This window comes from Psychrobacter sp. NC44 (genome assembly GCF_904846655.1).
GTDB lineage: Bacteria > Pseudomonadota > Gammaproteobacteria > Pseudomonadales > Moraxellaceae > Psychrobacter.
In genome coordinates, this window is sequence record NZ_CAJHBN010000016.1 from 15,408 (window position 1) to 32,403 (window position 16,996).

Here is a 16,996-nt window from a genome sequence, read left to right on the forward strand (position 1 = left end):
CACGCTGGTTTATTTACGATGCTGCTATACCGTGTTGGAGATTATAAATACCATCGTTTGTTCTTCCCTGTGCCTTATGAAGAGATAAAGCCGTTCATATGGAATGAGCAGACCAATTACTTTGCTGATGAGTTAGGTATTAAAAGCCTGATAGAGATACAGAAAAAACTGGGTGGATTACACCTCACCACCAAGCAAGAATTACAAAATGTGATGTATGGTAATAGAGGATCTAAGACCAGCCATTTTTGTGTGGTGCCGATTAAAGACCAAAAAGAGGCGTCTATTCGCTCTTTTGTCAAAGTTTATGAATTAGCGTTTGATGCTGGTAAGGATGAGAAAAAGAAATTGCCCAATGCTATTGCGACTATTATCGAGATGCAGCGGGGACGAGACAAAGAGAAGCTGAACGAAAATGTACATGACCTTAAGATAGAGCGCGCGCAGCTATTTGAAGAAAGTTTAAAGATTAAAAGCTTAACGGAGAATAAAGACGACTATGAATTTATTCAAAAGCAGTTTGATGCTCTACATCTGGATGCAAAACATGCGGTCTTAGAGTACACGGCATTTTTACGAGAATTTAAATTAAAGCAGCAGCAGTATGCTCAAGATAAAATCGCTATTGGTGCTAGAAAGGAAGACATTGAGAGAGAACGCAATCATGCCATAGAAGAAGTAAAGCAAGTTGCAAATGAGATTACTAGATTGGGTACACTGCACAAAGCATTAAAAGAGGAAGTAGCACAGCTGCAGCAACAGAAAATCAAAGCTGAGAAAATATTAGGTCAATTTTCTCACAAAAGCCCACAAGATATTATTGCTGAAATGACTATCCAACGTCATAGGTATGACGAAACTTTTAAAGCCATGCAAGCTAAAGAAAATACAGTTATTTTAATTCAGCAAAAGAATAAGCAGAAACAGGACTTAGAGGAAAAAATAAAATCCGCTCAAAACGGACTTGATAATCATGACTTGTTACTTGCCAATCAGTTACCCTCCCATAGCGCTCATATATTAGGCAGTATTAATGAGGATTTTTTAAATATTACCGCTAATAGCCCATTGACGGAGGAAGCTCTACGTCAAATTAGTGATTTTACGGCGCTGTTTACGGTTGATGATGCTAATCATTTGTCCTTTTTATCGTGCACTTTACCTAATACATTTTATCACCCTTATGATGCTGATAAACAGCGCTCCCAGTTTGAAAAAACTATTACACAAGATAAGAAAGAAGCGTTTACATTGAGCCAAGAGATTGGAGAGTTAAACAGCGCACTGTCTCAGTTTGATACAGACATAGGTAAAAAGATTGCTGAGGGGAAAAAACAAACCCTTAAGGAGCAGATAGTAGAGCTTGATACCAATATTACGCTACTTGAAGGATTATCCTTGATCAAAAGTCAGATAGAGGATAAAACACAGCAAATAAGCCAAAAAGACAAGGCGCTGGCAGAGGATCAAGACCTGCTAGCCATTAACGAGCAATCTAAAGCATCAACAGACAGTAAGTACAATCAAATCGTAGAGCAGTTCGATGACATTATTAGCTTTGGTAAAGAGGCTGAAAGCATTACAAGTCTGCTGGCAGGTGTGAGAAAATCGCAGGGATTGCCTTATCTAGCGGAAGACGATCCTGAGATAGCATCATATTTAGAAAATAATGATATTGAGATTAATTTAAATGCGGCATCTACAATCGCCAATAGCATAGGCGGGCTAAGTGAGCGTATTAACAGGCTTGTCAGCAAAGTGTCAGATTTTACAGAAGTGGTTTTGGTAGAGGGTATTAATCCGCACCAGCGTATTGAAGGTATCAATAGTCTGGGAGAGGTGATTCAGCAATACAAAAACTCCTTTGATACGCTTGAATTTCAAAAAAGCAATTATCATGACAAAATAAAAACCCATAATAGTGTGATTGATAACTTATTAAAAGAAATTACAGATTCGGCTGGATTACTACGTACGACGATTAGCTCCCTCAATAAAAAATTGAATGAGCATAAGATATCTAACTTACATCAAGTCTCTCTTAAGCTTAACTTAGCACCTGATTTTGCGAATTTGGAGCGTACCTATGCTAAGCACAATGCCAATCAAACTAGTCTTTTAGATGAGCGCTTTTATGAATCACTTATCAACTATGTTGAAAAGACTAGCCATTCAAACAGTCAACGTTTAAAAATGCGTAATTTGATTGATAGTATTGATTACGAGTATACGCAGGCGACGGGTGAAATCGAACAAAAGTCACAATCAGGCGGTACGACCAGTACCATTACCGCCTTAATTGCCACATTGCTGTTTAGTGAAGCTTTCCAAAAAGGCAGTAGCTTACGCATGCCTATTATTGTGGATGAAGTGGGCACCATTGACAAAGATAATATCAAGACCATTGTTGAACAGGTAAGCAATGCTGGATTCACTATTATATGCGCCAATCCGGGCTTGCATGCAGACACCCTACGCTATATCCCTAATTACATTCGAGTTGATAAAAGCTTGCTCGATGGCAAGCCCAAATCTCGTGATTGTATCTTCCATATTATGCCGAGCCAAATCAACCGTCAGGGGAGGGTTGTGCATGGTCATTAATCGAGAAGCGATATTAGCAGGTATATTAAAGCATAAATCCCATTTTTTTAGATTCGTTGATGTGATTAATGCCAACGAGACAGCGTTACAGTTTCCTATGACAGCGTATCTGAAATTTTACGAACAAGTTATTTATCAAGATGATGACTATGCCTTAAAAGATATCTTAAGTGTCGAGGCATTATTGCAGGCGAATGTATTCGTTAATATTGATGGTTTAACCAATATGGTAACGCTATCAAAAGACATTTATAACATCTTAGTATGGCTGGATATTTCTCGCAAAAAACAATTAGATTCTCAACCTTTTGAATCGCATCGACAAGACGTTGTGCGACTGGCAAATGAGTTGACGACTTTGCCCATTGAGGGTATTAACTTTAAAGAGACTTATGCTTTTTTCTATGAAAAACTTAGCGACATTCAAGTAGATATCTCTGAAAATATGCGAGTCTTAGATTACCGTGTCGATGAAATTGCAGATATGTATAAAAGCCGTGAAATGGGCTCATTAGAGACGGGTTTAGATGAGTTATTTCATAGAGCGCAGCATGTATATCATCGTAACATCACGCCTTGCCTTGAGTTTATTAACCCAAGCCTTGAATTAAAAGGGACTAAAAATCTATCAGAAACCCTAAAAGATCTTGAGCATTATTTTGAAGAAATAGGGGAAGTAGACAAGGCGAGAACACTACAGTTTCGCGTTGGCGCTATCTTCTGTTATTACAAAGACATCAGAGCCATTGCCAGTCGTTTAAACGCTTATTTGGTGAATTTAGCACAAGAAAGAGAGTTCTTTTTGAGTATGGAGCGCGCTTTTGGGGTGTTGGTTGAATCGCTAGTGCCTTTAAGGCATGGACGCCATCAGAATAAATACTTAAATGCGGACAGCGAGGTATTCAAGCTTGCCACAACCTTTGATGGTTTAGAAGATCATAAAAAAAAGTACGAGAAACGCTTTAACTATTCACCAAGTAGGGGGGCTGGATCATTTTAATAATTATTATGAGATGATGCTCAGACGTCCGTTGAAGCAAAAGCTAGATAATCCCTTACGTGCGTTACCACCAGAGATTGACATTGAAGAGGAACGCTGCGAACAAATATTGAGTATAACGCTATATGAGATAGCAGTGGATAATATGATTGAGAATGTACAACGCTATGTGTGGCAGAAGCTACAGGAGTTATTGCCTAATGCGGGCATAATAGATTTTTTGTATGCGCTCGAATACTTTTTAAGTGCACTGGATGACGCATGTGTGTCTCAGCGCCGCAACGATCGTGATAGGATTGATGATGGTGTTTATTATCTTGATTATATCATTTGGGATTATGCAGAAGCCCCACTTTAAACATACTAACGTTACTTCAAATAGACAGGTAGCACGCTATTATGGCAAATTACACATTAAGCAAAGAGATATATAGCCATTTAATGAATGGAAAGATGCTCAATAAACATCTCCTTGATAATGCAGGTGATGACACCGTTAATCCATTATTTATTGAGATAATAGACAATAAAGATGAATACGTTAAACAGTATAAAATGAGCGGTTATCATCTGGTTATTGCACCAATAAATGATCCTGAGTATATTTACATCGTTGCTACAGGCACGCTAGATGGCACAAAAACTGAACTAGCAATGAAAGCGATGACTATGTTGCTTGTTATTGGTCAATATATTAATCACCATAAATTTAAACTCAGTAAATTAACCAATGCTAAAAGTGGTGGCTTGACCCAAGACGATTTTTTGAAAATGGCAGACATGCCTCATGTTAAAGAGATATTGGAGAAATCCAAACTCATCACAAAAGGTGAGCGGACGTTACAAGACGTGGTTATGAAACTATTGGTTCATCGAGATATTATGATTGAAGTACCTAGCAAAAAAGCTTATATATTAACCAACGCAGGCCATTCTTTTTATCAGGAGATTCAGCGTAAGTTTGACACTGAGTCTGAGCTAGCAAATGAAGAAGATAATACGACAATAGATACGCAAGCAAGTTAATATTCAGAACAGCAATGTGTTATGACTTGATTGCCTAACTTGCCAATGTAGCTAATATGATAATTATATTTGGCTCATCAATCATTTTTACTGCTCATAAAAAACTAATCACCATCTTTTTAATTTTAAGACCGCTTTATTAGTTTTTTATATACATCAAAAACAGGCTTATTACTTAGTAGTAGTAAGCCTGTTTTTGATGTAATGAGTCTCGTAAATGTGCAACGAGCAGTTTTAACTTTTGATCCGGTTGTCTGGCCTTAGGATAAACCGCATATAGGCCCAGCTTCTTGCTGGTAAAACATTGTAAAATCTTCGTGAGTGTATTTTTCTGTATCTCCTCATAGATCAACACTTGTGGTAAAAAAGCGATACCTAAATCGCTAAGCGCGGCTTGTTTAATTGCACTCAGATGATTGCTATGAAACCGACCAGGGACAGATATTAATTGCTCTTTGCCGTCTATATATAGCGGCCATGTACTGTTAGCCGTATTATCAAACTTATAAACCAAGCACTCATGATTTTGTAACTGTTCAGGAGTTTGAGGCGCACCATGTTGCTCTAAATAGGCTGGAGTCGCGCATATAATCCACTGGCTATCTATAAGGCGCCTTGCAATGAGTGAAGAATCTTCAAGCACAGCGGTCCTTAGTGCCAAATCAAATCCTTCTTCTATCAAGTCAACCAATCGATTGGTAATTTGTAACTCTACTGATACTTCAGGGTGTTGTTTACAGAATTCGGCAATAGATTCGCTAAATATGAAATTCGCAGAGACCACAGGCATGGTTATACGTATATGACCTTTCATATCTTCGCCGTAACCCGTGACAGCATTTTCAGCTTCTTGAAAGGCGGATTTAGCAATTTTAGCTTTGTTATAAAGCGCCCTGCCTGCATCGGTTAAGCTCAACTTTCTAGTGGTTCTATAAAGCAGTTGTATATTTAAGTTCTCTTCTAATCTCGCAATGCGCTTGCTCACTACCGAGTTCGTCAATGATAATTTTTCAGCGACTCTAGAGAATGACCCTTCTTCGACAACTTGAACGAATAAAATCATGTCGTCAGCTTTGGTCACACTTGTTCTCCAATTTTAGTAATGTGTTTCTAATTATAGCAAAAAAGGAAAATAACATTGTCCATTGATGCAATATATCAATGAATTAACAAGGCGTAGACTATTTCAGGGTATTTTTAACATTGGGACATAAACTGTCGCAAGTCGTGCTCGGCTTTGTCTACAAGACAGCTTTAGTAAATAAGCAGTCCCTATTTGTGAATATTTAATACAACTTAGTCATCATGAATTCGTCAAAATAAAGGCTTCGATGACTTGGTTCAGGGAAGATCACACAATCAAAAGGATGTAATTTTGAATCAAACAATATATGGGCTTTTGGCATTACTACCAATCGTTCTCTGTGGTATTTTTCTGATAGGTTTGCAATGGTCAGCTAAAAAAACAATGCCAATCATTTTAGTGGTTACCGCAGCGCTTGCCATTTTTATATGGGATATGACGCTTAACCGAGTGTCATCATCTATTATTCAGGGTTTGGTCATTACGGTTTCGGTATTGTGGATAGTCTTTGGGGCTATTTTTTTGTTGAATACATTAAAACATACTGGTGCAATCGCCGTTATCCGTGCTGGGTTTACTAATGTGTCGCCAGATAGGCGTGTGCAAGCCATTATTATTGCATGGTGCTTTGGCTGTTTTCTTGAGGGCGCCTCTGGTTTTGGTACAGCTGCCGCTATTGCAGCGCCTTTGCTGGTGGCTGTAGGATTTCCGGCGCTGGGTGCGGTGTTGATGGGAATGATGATACAAAGTACACCTGTATCATTTGGTGCGGTCGGTACGCCTATTGTGATAGGGGTAAATGATGGGTTAGATAAAGCTGCCATTAGTGCTCAACTGGCACAAGAAGGAGTACAGTGGGGTGAATTTTTACAACTGATTACCAGTCAAGTCGCCATTATTCACGGTGTCATTGGTACGTTTATGCCACTTTTTATGGTGATGATGCTCACTCGCTTCTTTGGTAAAAACAAAAGCTGGCGGGAAGGCTTTGCGATTTGGCCGTTTGCAATTTTTGCAGGCTTGGCATTTACAATCCCTTATATGATAACCGGTGTTTTTTTAGGGCCAGAGTTTCCGTCACTGGTCGGTGGCTTGGTCAGTATTACTGTCGTTGTTAATGCTGCTAAAAGAGGGTTTTTGGTACCAAAAACCACATGGGATTTTGAACCGCAAAAAAACTGGCCGAGTGAATGGCTTGGTAAGTTAGTGGTCAGTAAAGAAGATATTACGCTAACCTTGAGTGATAAGAAGATGTCCACCCTTATGGCGTGGTTCCCTTATTTATTGGTTGCCCTTTTACTGGTGTTTTCAAGAGTATTTACAGGCTTTCAGTCTTTACTTAACAGTGTAGCAGTAGACCTAACCTCGATTTTAGGTGAGACAGATATCAGTGCCAGTTTTAGTCCTTTATACTTACCAGGCGGCTTGTTACTAATTAGTGCTTTGGTTGCCGCCGCTTTTCAAACTAGAAAGCCCGTCAGCGCCCTAAACAGTGCCTTTAAAGAATCAGGCAAGACTGTACTAGGGGCTGGGTTTGTACTTATTTTTACGATTCCAATGGTTAGAATTTTTATCAATTCAGGCATAAACTTATCAGATGTGGCGAGTATGCCAGTCGCCAGTGCAGAGTTGTTTTCAGGTACTTTTGGCAATGTTTTTCCATTGATTAGTGCAACCATTGGTGCTTTAGGTGCATTTATCGCAGGCTCTAATACCGTATCTAATATGATGTTCAGTCAGTTTCAGTATGAAGCCGCCATGAGCTTACATATTTCACCTTCTCTAATCATCGCGGCGCAAGCGGTTGGTGCCGCAGCCGGTAATATGGTTGCCATACATAACGTGGTGGCTGCATCAGCAACGGTGGGTTTACTTGGTATGGAGGGCGCCACATTGAGGCGTACTATTTTACCCACCATATACTATGTGTTGTTCTGTGGCATCATCGTCATGGCCGCCATTTACATTTTTGGTTTTCAAGGGCCCTTGGCATGATGAATGACACACCATTACAAGATAAGGAGCATCATATATCTTCGTCAAATCAAGATTCTCAAGGCATGCTTAGTCCTGATCAGGTGTTAGATAAACTAACCAACTTGCTAGGCGCGAGTAATGTACAGGCTGATCCAGAGAAAAATGAGCACTATAGAATGGGGTGGCGCTCTGGCGGCGGCAGTGCTTTAGCGGTTTTGTTTCCACAAACATTGCTGGACATTTGGCGTAGCCTAGAAGTGTGCGTTGAAGGCGACTGTATTATCATTATGCAAGCGGCAAAAACAGGCCTGACTGAAGGCTCAACACCGAGCGGTAATGACTACGATAGACCCGTTGTGGTGATTAATACGCTTGCCATAAACCAGTTGTATTTGGTGAATGACAACGAGCAAGTGATCAGCTTGCCTGGGGCGACATTGCATCAGTTGCAAAGTCAGCTTAATGCCGTCAATAGAGCGCCTCACTCTGTCATCGGTTCCTCGACGTTAGGTGCGTCTATTATTGGTGGTATATCTAATAACTCTGGTGGGGCTCTAGTTAAAAGAGGGCCTGCCTATACCGAGCTTGCGTTGTTTGCCCAAATAAATGAACACGGTCAACTGGTGCTAGTCAATCATCTAGACGTCAAGTTGGGTGATACGCCGGAAGAAATATTAACAAATTTGCAAAACGGTCATTTTGATAGAAGAGAATTACCTGACACTGGTAAGCTCGCATCTGACAGAGAGTATATCGCCCGAGTAAAAGAGGTTGATGCAAGCACACCCAGTCGCTTTAATGCGGACAAGCGCAGACTGTATGAAGCAAGCGGCTGTGCTGGCAAGCTTGCCGTGTTTGCAGTACGTCTTGACACTTATCCAATAGCGGCAAAAGAGCAAACTTTCTACATAGGCACTAACAGTGTGAGTGAGCTTGCACAGCTCAGAAGACAGATACTATCCCGCTTCGACAATATCCCTGAAGTGGGCGAGTATATGCACCGTGATATATTTGATGTCTCCGCTAAATACGGTAAAGACACGTTCTTGAGTATCAAGCATCTCGGTACAAATGCTTTACCTAGACTGTTCTCTATCAAAGGCGCTATGGATGCAAAGTTCCATAAATGGTCATGGATGCCAAAGCATTTCACTGACAAAGTCATGCAGTTCATCGCTACTCTATTTCCAAAGCATTTGCCCAAGCGCATGATGGAGTACCGCAATCAATACGAGCATCACCTCATCATAAAAATGAGTGACGATGGTATAGCAGAAGCACAGGGTTTTCTGAAGACGTTCTTTGCTGCTTCAGACACGGGTAACTATTTTGAATGTAGTCAGGAAGAGTCAGAAAGCGCGCTTTTAAATCGTTTTGCAGCAGCTGGTGCCGCATTACGCTATGAAGTCATACATGAAAAAGAAGTCGGTGAGATATTGGCGCTGGATATTGCCATACCACGTAACGAGCTAGAGTGGCTTGAAAGCTTGACTGAAGACATTGAAAAACACTTAGAAAAGAAGCTGTATTACGGACATTTCTTTTGTTATGTGTTTCATCAAGACTATATATTGAAGAAGGGCAGTGATGCCAAGCTTGTTAAAAAGATGATGTTAGAGCTATTGAGCGCACGCGGAGCCAAATATCCTGCTGAGCATAATGTCGGTCATCTATACGAAGCAGAGCCTGATTTGCAGAATTTCTATAAAAGTCTAGACCCAACCAATAGCTTTAATCCCGGCATCGGTAAAATGTCGAAAACCAAACGTAATTGCTCGTGCTGTTTGTAATGGGCAGTTTGGGCTAAGCTTGCCGCTTCAAAAATAAGCCAATTGCATCCATCGTTTAGCGCTAATCAATAAATAATTAGAGATTCAAAAATATTACATAGATATCTAACAGAATAAGGGCAAGCGTATGATTATTTCATCTCCAAACGACTACAGGGCTGCTGCCAAGCGCCGACTGCCACCATTTCTATTTCATTACATAGATGGCGGTGCTTATGAGGAATATACCTTAAAACATAATGTTGAAGATTTATCGAAAATTGCCCTTAGACAACGTGTACTGAATGATATGTCACAGCTTAGTCTTGAGACACAGTTATTTAATGAAACTCTGTCTATGCCTGTCGCGTTGTCACCCGTGGGTCTGACAGGTATGTATGCCCGCCGCGGAGAAGTACAGGCTGCTATGGCAGCCGATCAAAAAGGCATTCCGTTTACCATGTCGACGGTTTCGGTTTGTCCGATTGAAGAAGTAGCGCCTAAAATTAACCGTCCAATGTGGTTTCAGCTTTACGTATTAAAGGACCGAGGTTTTATGAAAAATGCCTTGGAGCGTGCCAAAGCGGCGGGGTGTTCGACCTTGGTTTTTACGGTAGATATGCCAGTACCAGGGGCACGCTACCGAGATATGCACTCCGGTATGAGCGGTAAAAATGCCGCTATGCGCCGTTACTTCCAGTCTATGACGCATCCGCAATGGGCATGGGATGTAGGGCTAAATGGCCGTCCACACGATCTGGGTAATATCTCTGCTTATTTAGGTAAGCCAACAGGATTGGAAGACTATATAGGCTGGCTAGGTAATAACTTTGACCCCTCTATTTCTTGGAAAGATTTAGATTGGATTCGCGAGTACTGGGATGGGCCTATGGTCATCAAAGGTATTTTGGACCCAGAAGATGCCAAAGATGCGGTACGTTTTGGGGCCGACGGCATAGTCGTATCTAATCATGGTGGACGACAACTGGACGGTGTTTTATCCAGTGCACGTGCTCTGCCTCCTATTGCCGATGCGGTGAAAGGAGAGATTAAAATCTTAGCAGACTCTGGTATACGCAATGGCTTAGATATTGTGCGCATGTTGGCTTTGGGCGCTGATATTTGCATGCTAGGGCGCGCCTTTATTTATGCTTTAGCAGCGGATGGCGGTGCAGGGGTAAGCAATTTGTTAGAACTGCTAGATAAAGAAATACGCGTCGCAATGACCTTGACTGGTGCCAAAACGATTGCTGATATTAATTCTGACTGTTTGGTAAAACTGGATAATTAAACCGAGGCTATAGAGTTTGTCAGTACATGAAGTGAGCTCATGCAGATAAGATACCGGAGATTAGAAGCCGTCAGCTTGGTCGTTGATCACAAGCGCGAGGTTGCAGAAGTATCCAATATCTAAGCTACCAACAATCGAATGTTAGGGCGTTTTGGTTGTTATGTGATGACTGGGAATGAGATGCTATGCAAAAGATTATTGTGCATTGTGAAGGCTAATAGGCATATTATTGTTGAGTGATATGATCAACGTAAAGTAACTATTACGTTGAACCCCGGAGCTTATCTATATAGTCAGCCCAATCTTGCATCATTAGTATTCGAGTATCTATTTCATCTAATCGGTTATAAGCGCCACCATGCGTATCTTTTATTCGATGGCCTAATTGCAGCTCAGTCACGATGTCTGAGTAACGCAGCTCAGGTTGCTCCATTAGTAGGGTTTTAGCAGATGCTCGAAAGCCATGAGCACATTGTACATCTTTATAACCAAGCCTATGAAATATCTGCACTAAAGTCGCTTTGCTAATATAGCTATTGCTTGAGGCACGCATCGATGCAAATACATATTCTTTATGACCTGTAATTGCTTGTATTCTTCGTAAGCGCTCAATGACTTGAATAGCTAAAGGCACAACTAAGTGCGATACCATATCCTCACGACCTTCGCCTTTAGTAGGAGAAAACTCCCATAGCTTGTTATCCCAATCTATATCTTGCCAACGCATAGACCGCAAATCGATACTACGCACAAAGACATACGGTAGTAAATTCATCACTTCTAATGTGGTTTTACTTGCACCTTTGAAATGGGACATATCGTTCAGGAGGGTAGCAAACTGATCAGGCTTGGTAATGGCTGGTAAGTGGTTGCCTGAACTGGCAGGTGCGAGCTCGCCACGTGTATCAATAGCTACATTTCTATCGCATAATCCTCTTGCGACAGCAAATGAGAAGACTTTTTCAGTATAAAGCCGAGTGCTGGCACCAACGAAGGTTGCTTGATTTTCATTGTTTTGAATCGCCTCACATACACTCAATATCATCTCGCTCGTGATATCATTCATTCTTAAGTCGCCAATTTCTTGGCACATGTATCCTAGACACAAATCCCAAAATTTAAGGGTTGAGTCACTAAACGCGCGCTTTCTAGATTTACTATGGTGACGACTTGACGTTTTGTGATCTCGCCACGCTTGTGTGATTTCAGAAAATGTGGCGTTCTTTAGATGAGCATACTTATTGACTTGCTCTTTTTTATGAATGGCTTTAGGGTCGGAGCCTTGTGCGACCATGCTAAGTATAGTTTCTGCTTTATACTTAGCTTCATATAGACTGATATCTTCGACCTTACCTAGCATCATTCTAGGGCGCTTACCATCGATATGGGGATGAGCGTACCGTAAGTAGTATTCCTTTTTACCATTTGGATAAATACGAATACTTAAACCCGCGATACCTGAGACACTGACCGAGTAATCTTTATCTCGGCATTCAAGTTTATTGATATCATTTAAATTATCGACAGCCATGATGTACATCCGTCAGCTTTATAAGCTAGGTAAATTGTGAATGTTAATCTATTATCTCTATACTTAGATTTAGAGCAATCTTTGCGCACGTTTTATAAATCCTGAGAAGCGTCTTCTGGGAAACGTAGATAGCTATTGGACACTAACATGGACACTGTTATTCATTAGTGAGTTTACAAAACCCTTTAAATATAAGGTTGTAAATTACAATTATCCCCAACCTTCACTTGGGGATAATTATAGTATAGTGGAGAAAGAAGGAGTAAGCTATTTTTTTGTTGATATATATGGTGTTTGAAGGAATAAACTTCACATAGGTTAAAAGTAAGAGTGCTGTTTGCTATTGGCAATAGAGTCCTTCGACATATTTGCACGAAAAACCGTGCTCCTGTACTTGCACAGAATACCTTAATCAGGGTGATAGTACTGTTCTGTGCAAATTTGGAAGGTATCAACTCAATGCTTTATATTAAGATATCTCAGGAAGAACGAGAGATGTTAGAAAAGACCAATGAATGTTTCACTAATTAGGAAGGCTCTTTTGATGACTCTAAATAAAAGCGTATTACAACGTAGTTAGCTATGATGATAGCAGCTATAAGGTGCATCTAGATTGGACCTACTGATATGCCAAGTAGGCGCATTGTCAGAGCTTGTATACATGCTTATCAATGATATAGAGTAATAGGCATTCAGAAGGGTTATTGCTTTTACTTTGAGCTGATTGTCACTTGGTGGCGAATACTTCTGTACCTAACGTAGTTCAAGCATATTCGCATTAATGAGGAAGTCGGCTAAGCTACCAACAATCGATTGATGAGTGATTCGGTTATTAGGTGATGATTAGAAATGACAGATTATGCAAAGGGCTTGGTAGGTATTGTGAAGGTAATAAGCTTAGCAATGATGAGCAGAGCAAGATTACCAAACAGACTAACTTTGAATGAATAGTAAAATTACTGTATCTACAACATATCTATAATAGGCTTCTGGAATATATAGAGAGGCTATTAGCGACTTGAATTAATACATTAATCGATTACGGATAAACTAGGATCTATGAAGACTCTATACATTAAGGCTTCAAGATATATCAGTTAGTAATTATACTAGCGGTGATTACAATGATTATTTGAACAGGTAACACATATCATGGTTAAGCAATTAACAACCAGACTGACTAACAAATTACTGTTTGATCATAATCCCATGAACTTATCATCGGGTACCGTCCCTTTAACATAATATACATTATGCGAAAAAAACCAATGACTTTAGAAGTTAGGCTCATAGTTTTATTTACTAGCGACAGGTTTCTAGTAAATGCTTGCGCAAAGACTTGCCATCTTCATCTAAAATCACATCTGCCACTCGGCAATTAGCATCCTCACCGGTACCATTACATGACAACTCGTAATAAACATTGCTGCCATGTGCCAAACTTACTTGCACCAATCCTTGGTCAGTCATCGAAAACTGTTTGTCTTGGGCATAATCAGGATCTTGCGAATCCCACAATACATCATAATCAACATGACAGGATATTTGCTCTCTATCAAAATAGTCTTGCTCAATCTGCATCGCGGCTTGTAGATCTGGGTCGGCATACTGTTGCAATACGACCGGATTATCCATGCCTTGATTGCTGACGTCTTGCTGATACATGTTGCTAATGGTCGCTATTTTTATGGCTGCATAAGTCTGAATTGACTCTGCTATATCAGCTATAGCAGAATTGGTTGCTATCAGTCCCATAGCTAGCAGCGTCAGTGAATAATGTGTTGGCATAGCGTTCTCTACGAGCTTCAATGATATAAGTGTTATAAACCATTACATCATAACCATATTATGACTCTGCTGTATTATCGTATCATTCCGGTTTATCTACTAAAAACGATCTATTACTTAATAACTTTTAAATAATAACTTTTTACTTAGTAATCTTGTGAAATTTGCCCAATTATATTTACAGTAACGTATATTTCGATAACCACTGCGATAAGGATGCTTTATGACCCTATTATCTACTTTCAAAGACCGTTCATCTAAATTAACTGTTGGCGGCGCATTGGCTTTGGCGCTAGCAGCAACTGGCTGTCAATCTTCTGCTGAATCCAATATAGCCACTCCCAATCAATCTAACGGCCATTCATCAACGCCCGTTGTCTCCGATATCAGTCAGCAAACCCTTAAGCAGCAAGCCTTACGTATTCAGCGCGCGCTTGCGAATAAAGATTTTTCTCGCATCACCAATGATATTCATCCAACCCGTGGCGTCCGTTTTTCGATGTATGCCTATGTGCGTCCTGAGACAGATAAAGTCTTTAGCCGTGAACAATTCGCCCAATATTTGCAACAGTCTAAAATTCGTTTTACTTGGGGTGAAAAAGACGGTACGGGCGATCTACTTGTCACGCCACTACCTACATATTTAGACACGTGGATTGATGCTAGCAAATTTAACAATGCCAGTATCAGTATTAATGAGTTCCAACACAGTGGGAATATGATTAATAACCTGAAGAAAATTTATCCCAATTCAGAGGTTGTCGAGTTTTATCATAAAGGCTCGGAGGAATACGCTGGTATGGATTGGCGCATCATGCGTTTAGTGTTTGAAGAGTATCAAGGTAAACGCTATTTGGTCGCTATTGTGAATGAGCAATGGACAATTTAAATAGTTTTTATCTATAAAAACATAGACTTAAAGAAAAAATAAGCCAAAAAAAGGCAGTGTTATTAAATAAATACACTGCCCTTTTTATTGCTTTTTCATGTCTATATATTCATTATCGAACATTAATAGTGACTATTAATGATTTTGATTAAAGCGGCGTTTGGCGAAAAAACTTCACCATTATGTCGTAAATATCAGGGTAAGCATCGACCAGCTTTTGTGGCGTCTCAAAAAACACTTCACTGAGTACCGCGAAAAATTCCGCTGGATTGGTCGCGCCATAACGATCAAGACCTGATTTGTGATGGCTTTGAAAATCCTCAAAATCTCGTGTCATAATTTCAGTCCAGCGCGCAGGATCCATATCCGCTTGCAGTGGTGGAAAGCCGTTGGCACGACCATTTAACATATCAAGCTTATGCACAAACTCATGAATGACCACGTTATGACCATCGCGCTCCCCTGAATGTTTGGCATCCTTCCACGACAGAATAACGGGACCACGCAGCCATGCTTCGCCGCTACGGTGTTGGCTACCTTCGTGGACGATACCCAACTCATCTACGGTGGTGGTTTCGCTCTTATAGGAACCTGGATAAATAATAATGGCTGACCAGCCAGCATACCATTCAAGGCTTAGATTTAAGATAGGCAGGCAAGCTTGCAAGGCAATAGACTGCCTAACCGCATTGGTAATCTCGAAACCCTGCGCCCCAGTAATTGACTTGTTAGCCAAAAACAACGTCGCCAGCTCAAACAGGCGTGTTAGCTCATTCTCGTTTAGCCTATTAAGTATCACAATATGCTTAGCGGCTTGCATCCAATCAGCATGGGTAAATTCGCTGTTATCCAAGATACGCTGATCGCGCCAGTCTTTTATCATGCTAAACATATTGAATTTCCTTTAATTTTATCGTTGGACTGTGCTTTTTATTATTAGCGTTATGCGTTTTATGATGTTAAATAATGCTGACAATAAGCCTATTTATCAAGATTCTAACGACAGCATATTCATAATTAATTTAATCAAGGTTTCTTTTTGGTTGGGGTCAGATTCAGCGACCAATAAGGTTAGTGCGGCAAGCCCCGTGTTATTAATAACCATGTCACCTTTATCATTGAGCAGTCGATTATTACGATGCAAAAAATCTACAAACAAAAAAGCGCCGCTGCGTTTATTACCATCGGTAAAAGGATGATTTTTGACCATAAAGTACAGCAGATGCGCCGCTTTACTCTCGATGGTCGGGTATGCAGGCTCGCCAAAGACGGTTTGCTGTAAATTACCCAGCACACTGTCCAAACCATCACCGCGAGGCTTGGCAAATAGTTCAGTCGCCTCGCCTCTATTTATCAGCTGCGCTTTTAAATCCGTCAGCGCTGCCATCGCCTCAGTCGGACTGGGTAAGATACCGCCCTCTTGCCCTGCAGGATTATCAAGCAAGCCTTCGTCATAACGCTGTAACCATAAGAATGTCTGTGTATAACGGCTGATAATCTCAACCAAGCCGCGTCCTTCATCGGTTTTAAGCTCGGGACTTTGCGCGGTTTTTCTAATTAAATTTAACGCTTGTTGTAGCTCGCTTGAGTTTTTATCAAAGCGCTCTTGATTGAGCGTATAGCCTTGAACTAAGTATTCACGTAAGCGCTGGGTTGCCCAGCGTCTAAACTGCACACCTTGGGGAGATTTGATGCGATAACCTACTGAGATAACTACATCTAAGTCATAAAAAGTCACAGGGCGGTCAGAATTTGCAATATGCATTTTTTGCATATTGCTTTTCTCAGCGATCTCTTCATCGTTTATGGCATTGGCAATATGACGCGAAATCACTGATTGGTCACGACCAAACAACTCAGTCATTTGTGATTGTGACAGCCAGACCGTATTCTGTCCAAAACGTACGTCTACCTGCGCTTTTCCATCAGCGCTTTCATATATCTCTACTTTTGCTGTTTTATGATTTGTAGTATCAGTCATCTTGGTTTTTCCTTAACTTAATATACGCACTTATGCTCAATTCATAAATTATACGG

At 40.5% G+C, this 16,996-nt stretch carries 13 protein-coding genes; 8 read left to right on the forward strand and 5 right to left on the reverse strand.

All coding sequences use genetic code 11. The features are described 5' to 3' along the window. The first annotated feature begins 18 nt into the window (after positions 1–18). The 4 genes from JMX95_RS11315 to JMX95_RS11330 are packed head-to-tail and all read left to right on the forward strand — an operon-like array spanning position 19 to position 4,630. On the forward strand, positions 19–2,604 hold the full coding sequence (locus JMX95_RS11315) for a hypothetical protein (RefSeq protein WP_201560849.1): 2,586 nt from the start codon (positions 19–21) through the stop codon (positions 2,602–2,604). After that, positions 2,594–3,604 (forward strand): hypothetical protein, encoded by a 1,011-nt coding sequence (locus JMX95_RS11320; RefSeq protein ID WP_201560850.1) that lies wholly within the window; start codon positions 2,594–2,596, stop codon positions 3,602–3,604. Before JMX95_RS11315 ends, JMX95_RS11320 begins: the two co-directional genes overlap by 11 nt. A 13-nt stretch (positions 3,605–3,617) precedes the next feature. Beyond that, entirely contained in the window at positions 3,618–3,962 is a 345-nt protein-coding gene (locus JMX95_RS11325; protein ID WP_201560851.1) for a hypothetical protein, read from the forward strand. 41 nt (positions 3,963–4,003) lie between these two features. Next, positions 4,004–4,630, forward strand: coding sequence for a condensin complex protein MksE (locus tag JMX95_RS11330; RefSeq protein WP_201560852.1), 627 nt, complete (start codon positions 4,004–4,006; stop codon positions 4,628–4,630). A gap of 175 nt (positions 4,631–4,805) precedes the next feature. On the opposite strand, the gene JMX95_RS11335 is transcribed toward JMX95_RS11330, so the two are convergent. Next, on the reverse strand, positions 4,806–5,711 hold the full coding sequence (locus tag JMX95_RS11335; RefSeq protein ID WP_201560853.1) for a LysR family transcriptional regulator: 906 nt from the start codon (positions 5,709–5,711) through the stop codon (positions 4,806–4,808). A gap of 294 nt (positions 5,712–6,005) precedes the next feature. On the opposite strand from JMX95_RS11335, the gene JMX95_RS11340 reads away from it, so the two are divergent. The 3 genes from JMX95_RS11340 (at position 6,006) to lldD (ending at position 10,751) form a co-directional block, all read left to right on the forward strand. Further along, a complete protein-coding gene (locus JMX95_RS11340; RefSeq protein ID WP_201560854.1) occupies positions 6,006–7,709 on the forward strand; it encodes an L-lactate permease in 1,704 nt (567 codons plus the stop codon). Positions 7,710–7,774: 65 nt separating this feature from the next. Next, on the forward strand, positions 7,775–9,481 hold the full coding sequence (gene dld / locus JMX95_RS11345; RefSeq protein WP_201560882.1) for a D-lactate dehydrogenase: 1,707 nt from the start codon (positions 7,775–7,777) through the stop codon (positions 9,479–9,481). A 127-nt stretch (positions 9,482–9,608) separates the two neighbouring features. Beyond that, positions 9,609–10,751, forward strand: coding sequence for an FMN-dependent L-lactate dehydrogenase LldD (gene lldD / locus JMX95_RS11350; protein ID WP_060491117.1), 1,143 nt, complete (start codon positions 9,609–9,611; stop codon positions 10,749–10,751). Positions 10,752–11,013: 262 nt separating this feature from the next. Here lldD and JMX95_RS11355 read toward each other — a convergent pair whose 3' ends face one another. Next, positions 11,014–12,282: a tyrosine-type recombinase/integrase gene (locus JMX95_RS11355; RefSeq protein WP_201560855.1), complete on the reverse strand. Its 1,269-nt coding sequence runs from the start codon at positions 12,280–12,282 to the stop codon at positions 11,014–11,016. A gap of 1,302 nt (positions 12,283–13,584) precedes the next feature. Then, positions 13,585–14,070 carry a hypothetical protein gene (locus tag JMX95_RS11360; protein WP_201560856.1) on the reverse strand — a complete coding sequence of 162 codons (486 nt, stop codon included), beginning with the start codon at positions 14,068–14,070 and terminating at the stop codon, positions 13,585–13,587. Between the two features lie 223 nt (positions 14,071–14,293). Here JMX95_RS11360 and JMX95_RS11365 point away from each other — a divergent pair, with 223 nt between their 5' ends. Then, positions 14,294–14,959 (forward strand): hypothetical protein, encoded by a 666-nt coding sequence (locus JMX95_RS11365; RefSeq protein ID WP_201560857.1) that lies wholly within the window; start codon positions 14,294–14,296, stop codon positions 14,957–14,959. Positions 14,960–15,107: 148 nt separating this feature from the next. Here JMX95_RS11365 and JMX95_RS11370 read toward each other — a convergent pair whose 3' ends face one another. Next, the gene (locus tag JMX95_RS11370) at positions 15,108–15,851 is read right to left on the reverse strand and encodes a zinc-dependent peptidase (protein ID WP_201560858.1); all 744 of its coding nucleotides are present in this window, start codon (positions 15,849–15,851) and stop codon (positions 15,108–15,110) included. A 96-nt stretch (positions 15,852–15,947) separates the two neighbouring features. Further along, positions 15,948–16,940, reverse strand: a complete 993-nt coding sequence (gene rhuM, locus JMX95_RS11375; protein WP_201560859.1) for a RhuM family protein — start codon at positions 16,938–16,940, stop codon at positions 15,948–15,950. Positions 16,941–16,996 lie beyond the last annotated feature (56 nt).

Excerpts from the sequence above, each read along its gene's own strand:
- JMX95_RS11330 (WP_201560852.1), top strand. The coding sequence starts at position 4,004 with ATGGCAAATTACACATTAAGCAAAGAGATATATAGCCATTTAATGAAT.
- dld (WP_201560882.1), top strand. The coding sequence starts at position 7,775 with ATGCTTAGTCCTGATCAGGTGTTAGATAAACTAACCAACTTGCTAGGC.
- rhuM (WP_201560859.1), bottom strand. The coding sequence starts at position 16,940 with ATGACTGATACTACAAATCATAAAACAGCAAAAGTAGAGATATATGAA.
- JMX95_RS11325 (WP_201560851.1), top strand. The coding sequence starts at position 3,618 with ATGATGCTCAGACGTCCGTTGAAGCAAAAGCTAGATAATCCCTTACGT.
- lldD (WP_060491117.1), top strand. The coding sequence starts at position 9,609 with ATGATTATTTCATCTCCAAACGACTACAGGGCTGCTGCCAAGCGCCGA.
- JMX95_RS11355 (WP_201560855.1), bottom strand. The coding sequence starts at position 12,282 with ATGGCTGTCGATAATTTAAATGATATCAATAAACTTGAATGCCGAGAT.
- JMX95_RS11360 (WP_201560856.1), bottom strand. The coding sequence starts at position 14,070 with ATGCCAACACATTATTCACTGACGCTGCTAGCTATGGGACTGATAGCA.
- JMX95_RS11370 (WP_201560858.1), bottom strand. The coding sequence starts at position 15,851 with ATGTTTAGCATGATAAAAGACTGGCGCGATCAGCGTATCTTGGATAAC.
- JMX95_RS11315 (WP_201560849.1), top strand. The coding sequence starts at position 19 with ATGCTGCTATACCGTGTTGGAGATTATAAATACCATCGTTTGTTCTTC.
- JMX95_RS11365 (WP_201560857.1), top strand. The coding sequence starts at position 14,294 with ATGACCCTATTATCTACTTTCAAAGACCGTTCATCTAAATTAACTGTT.
- JMX95_RS11320 (WP_201560850.1), top strand. The coding sequence starts at position 2,594 with ATGGTCATTAATCGAGAAGCGATATTAGCAGGTATATTAAAGCATAAA.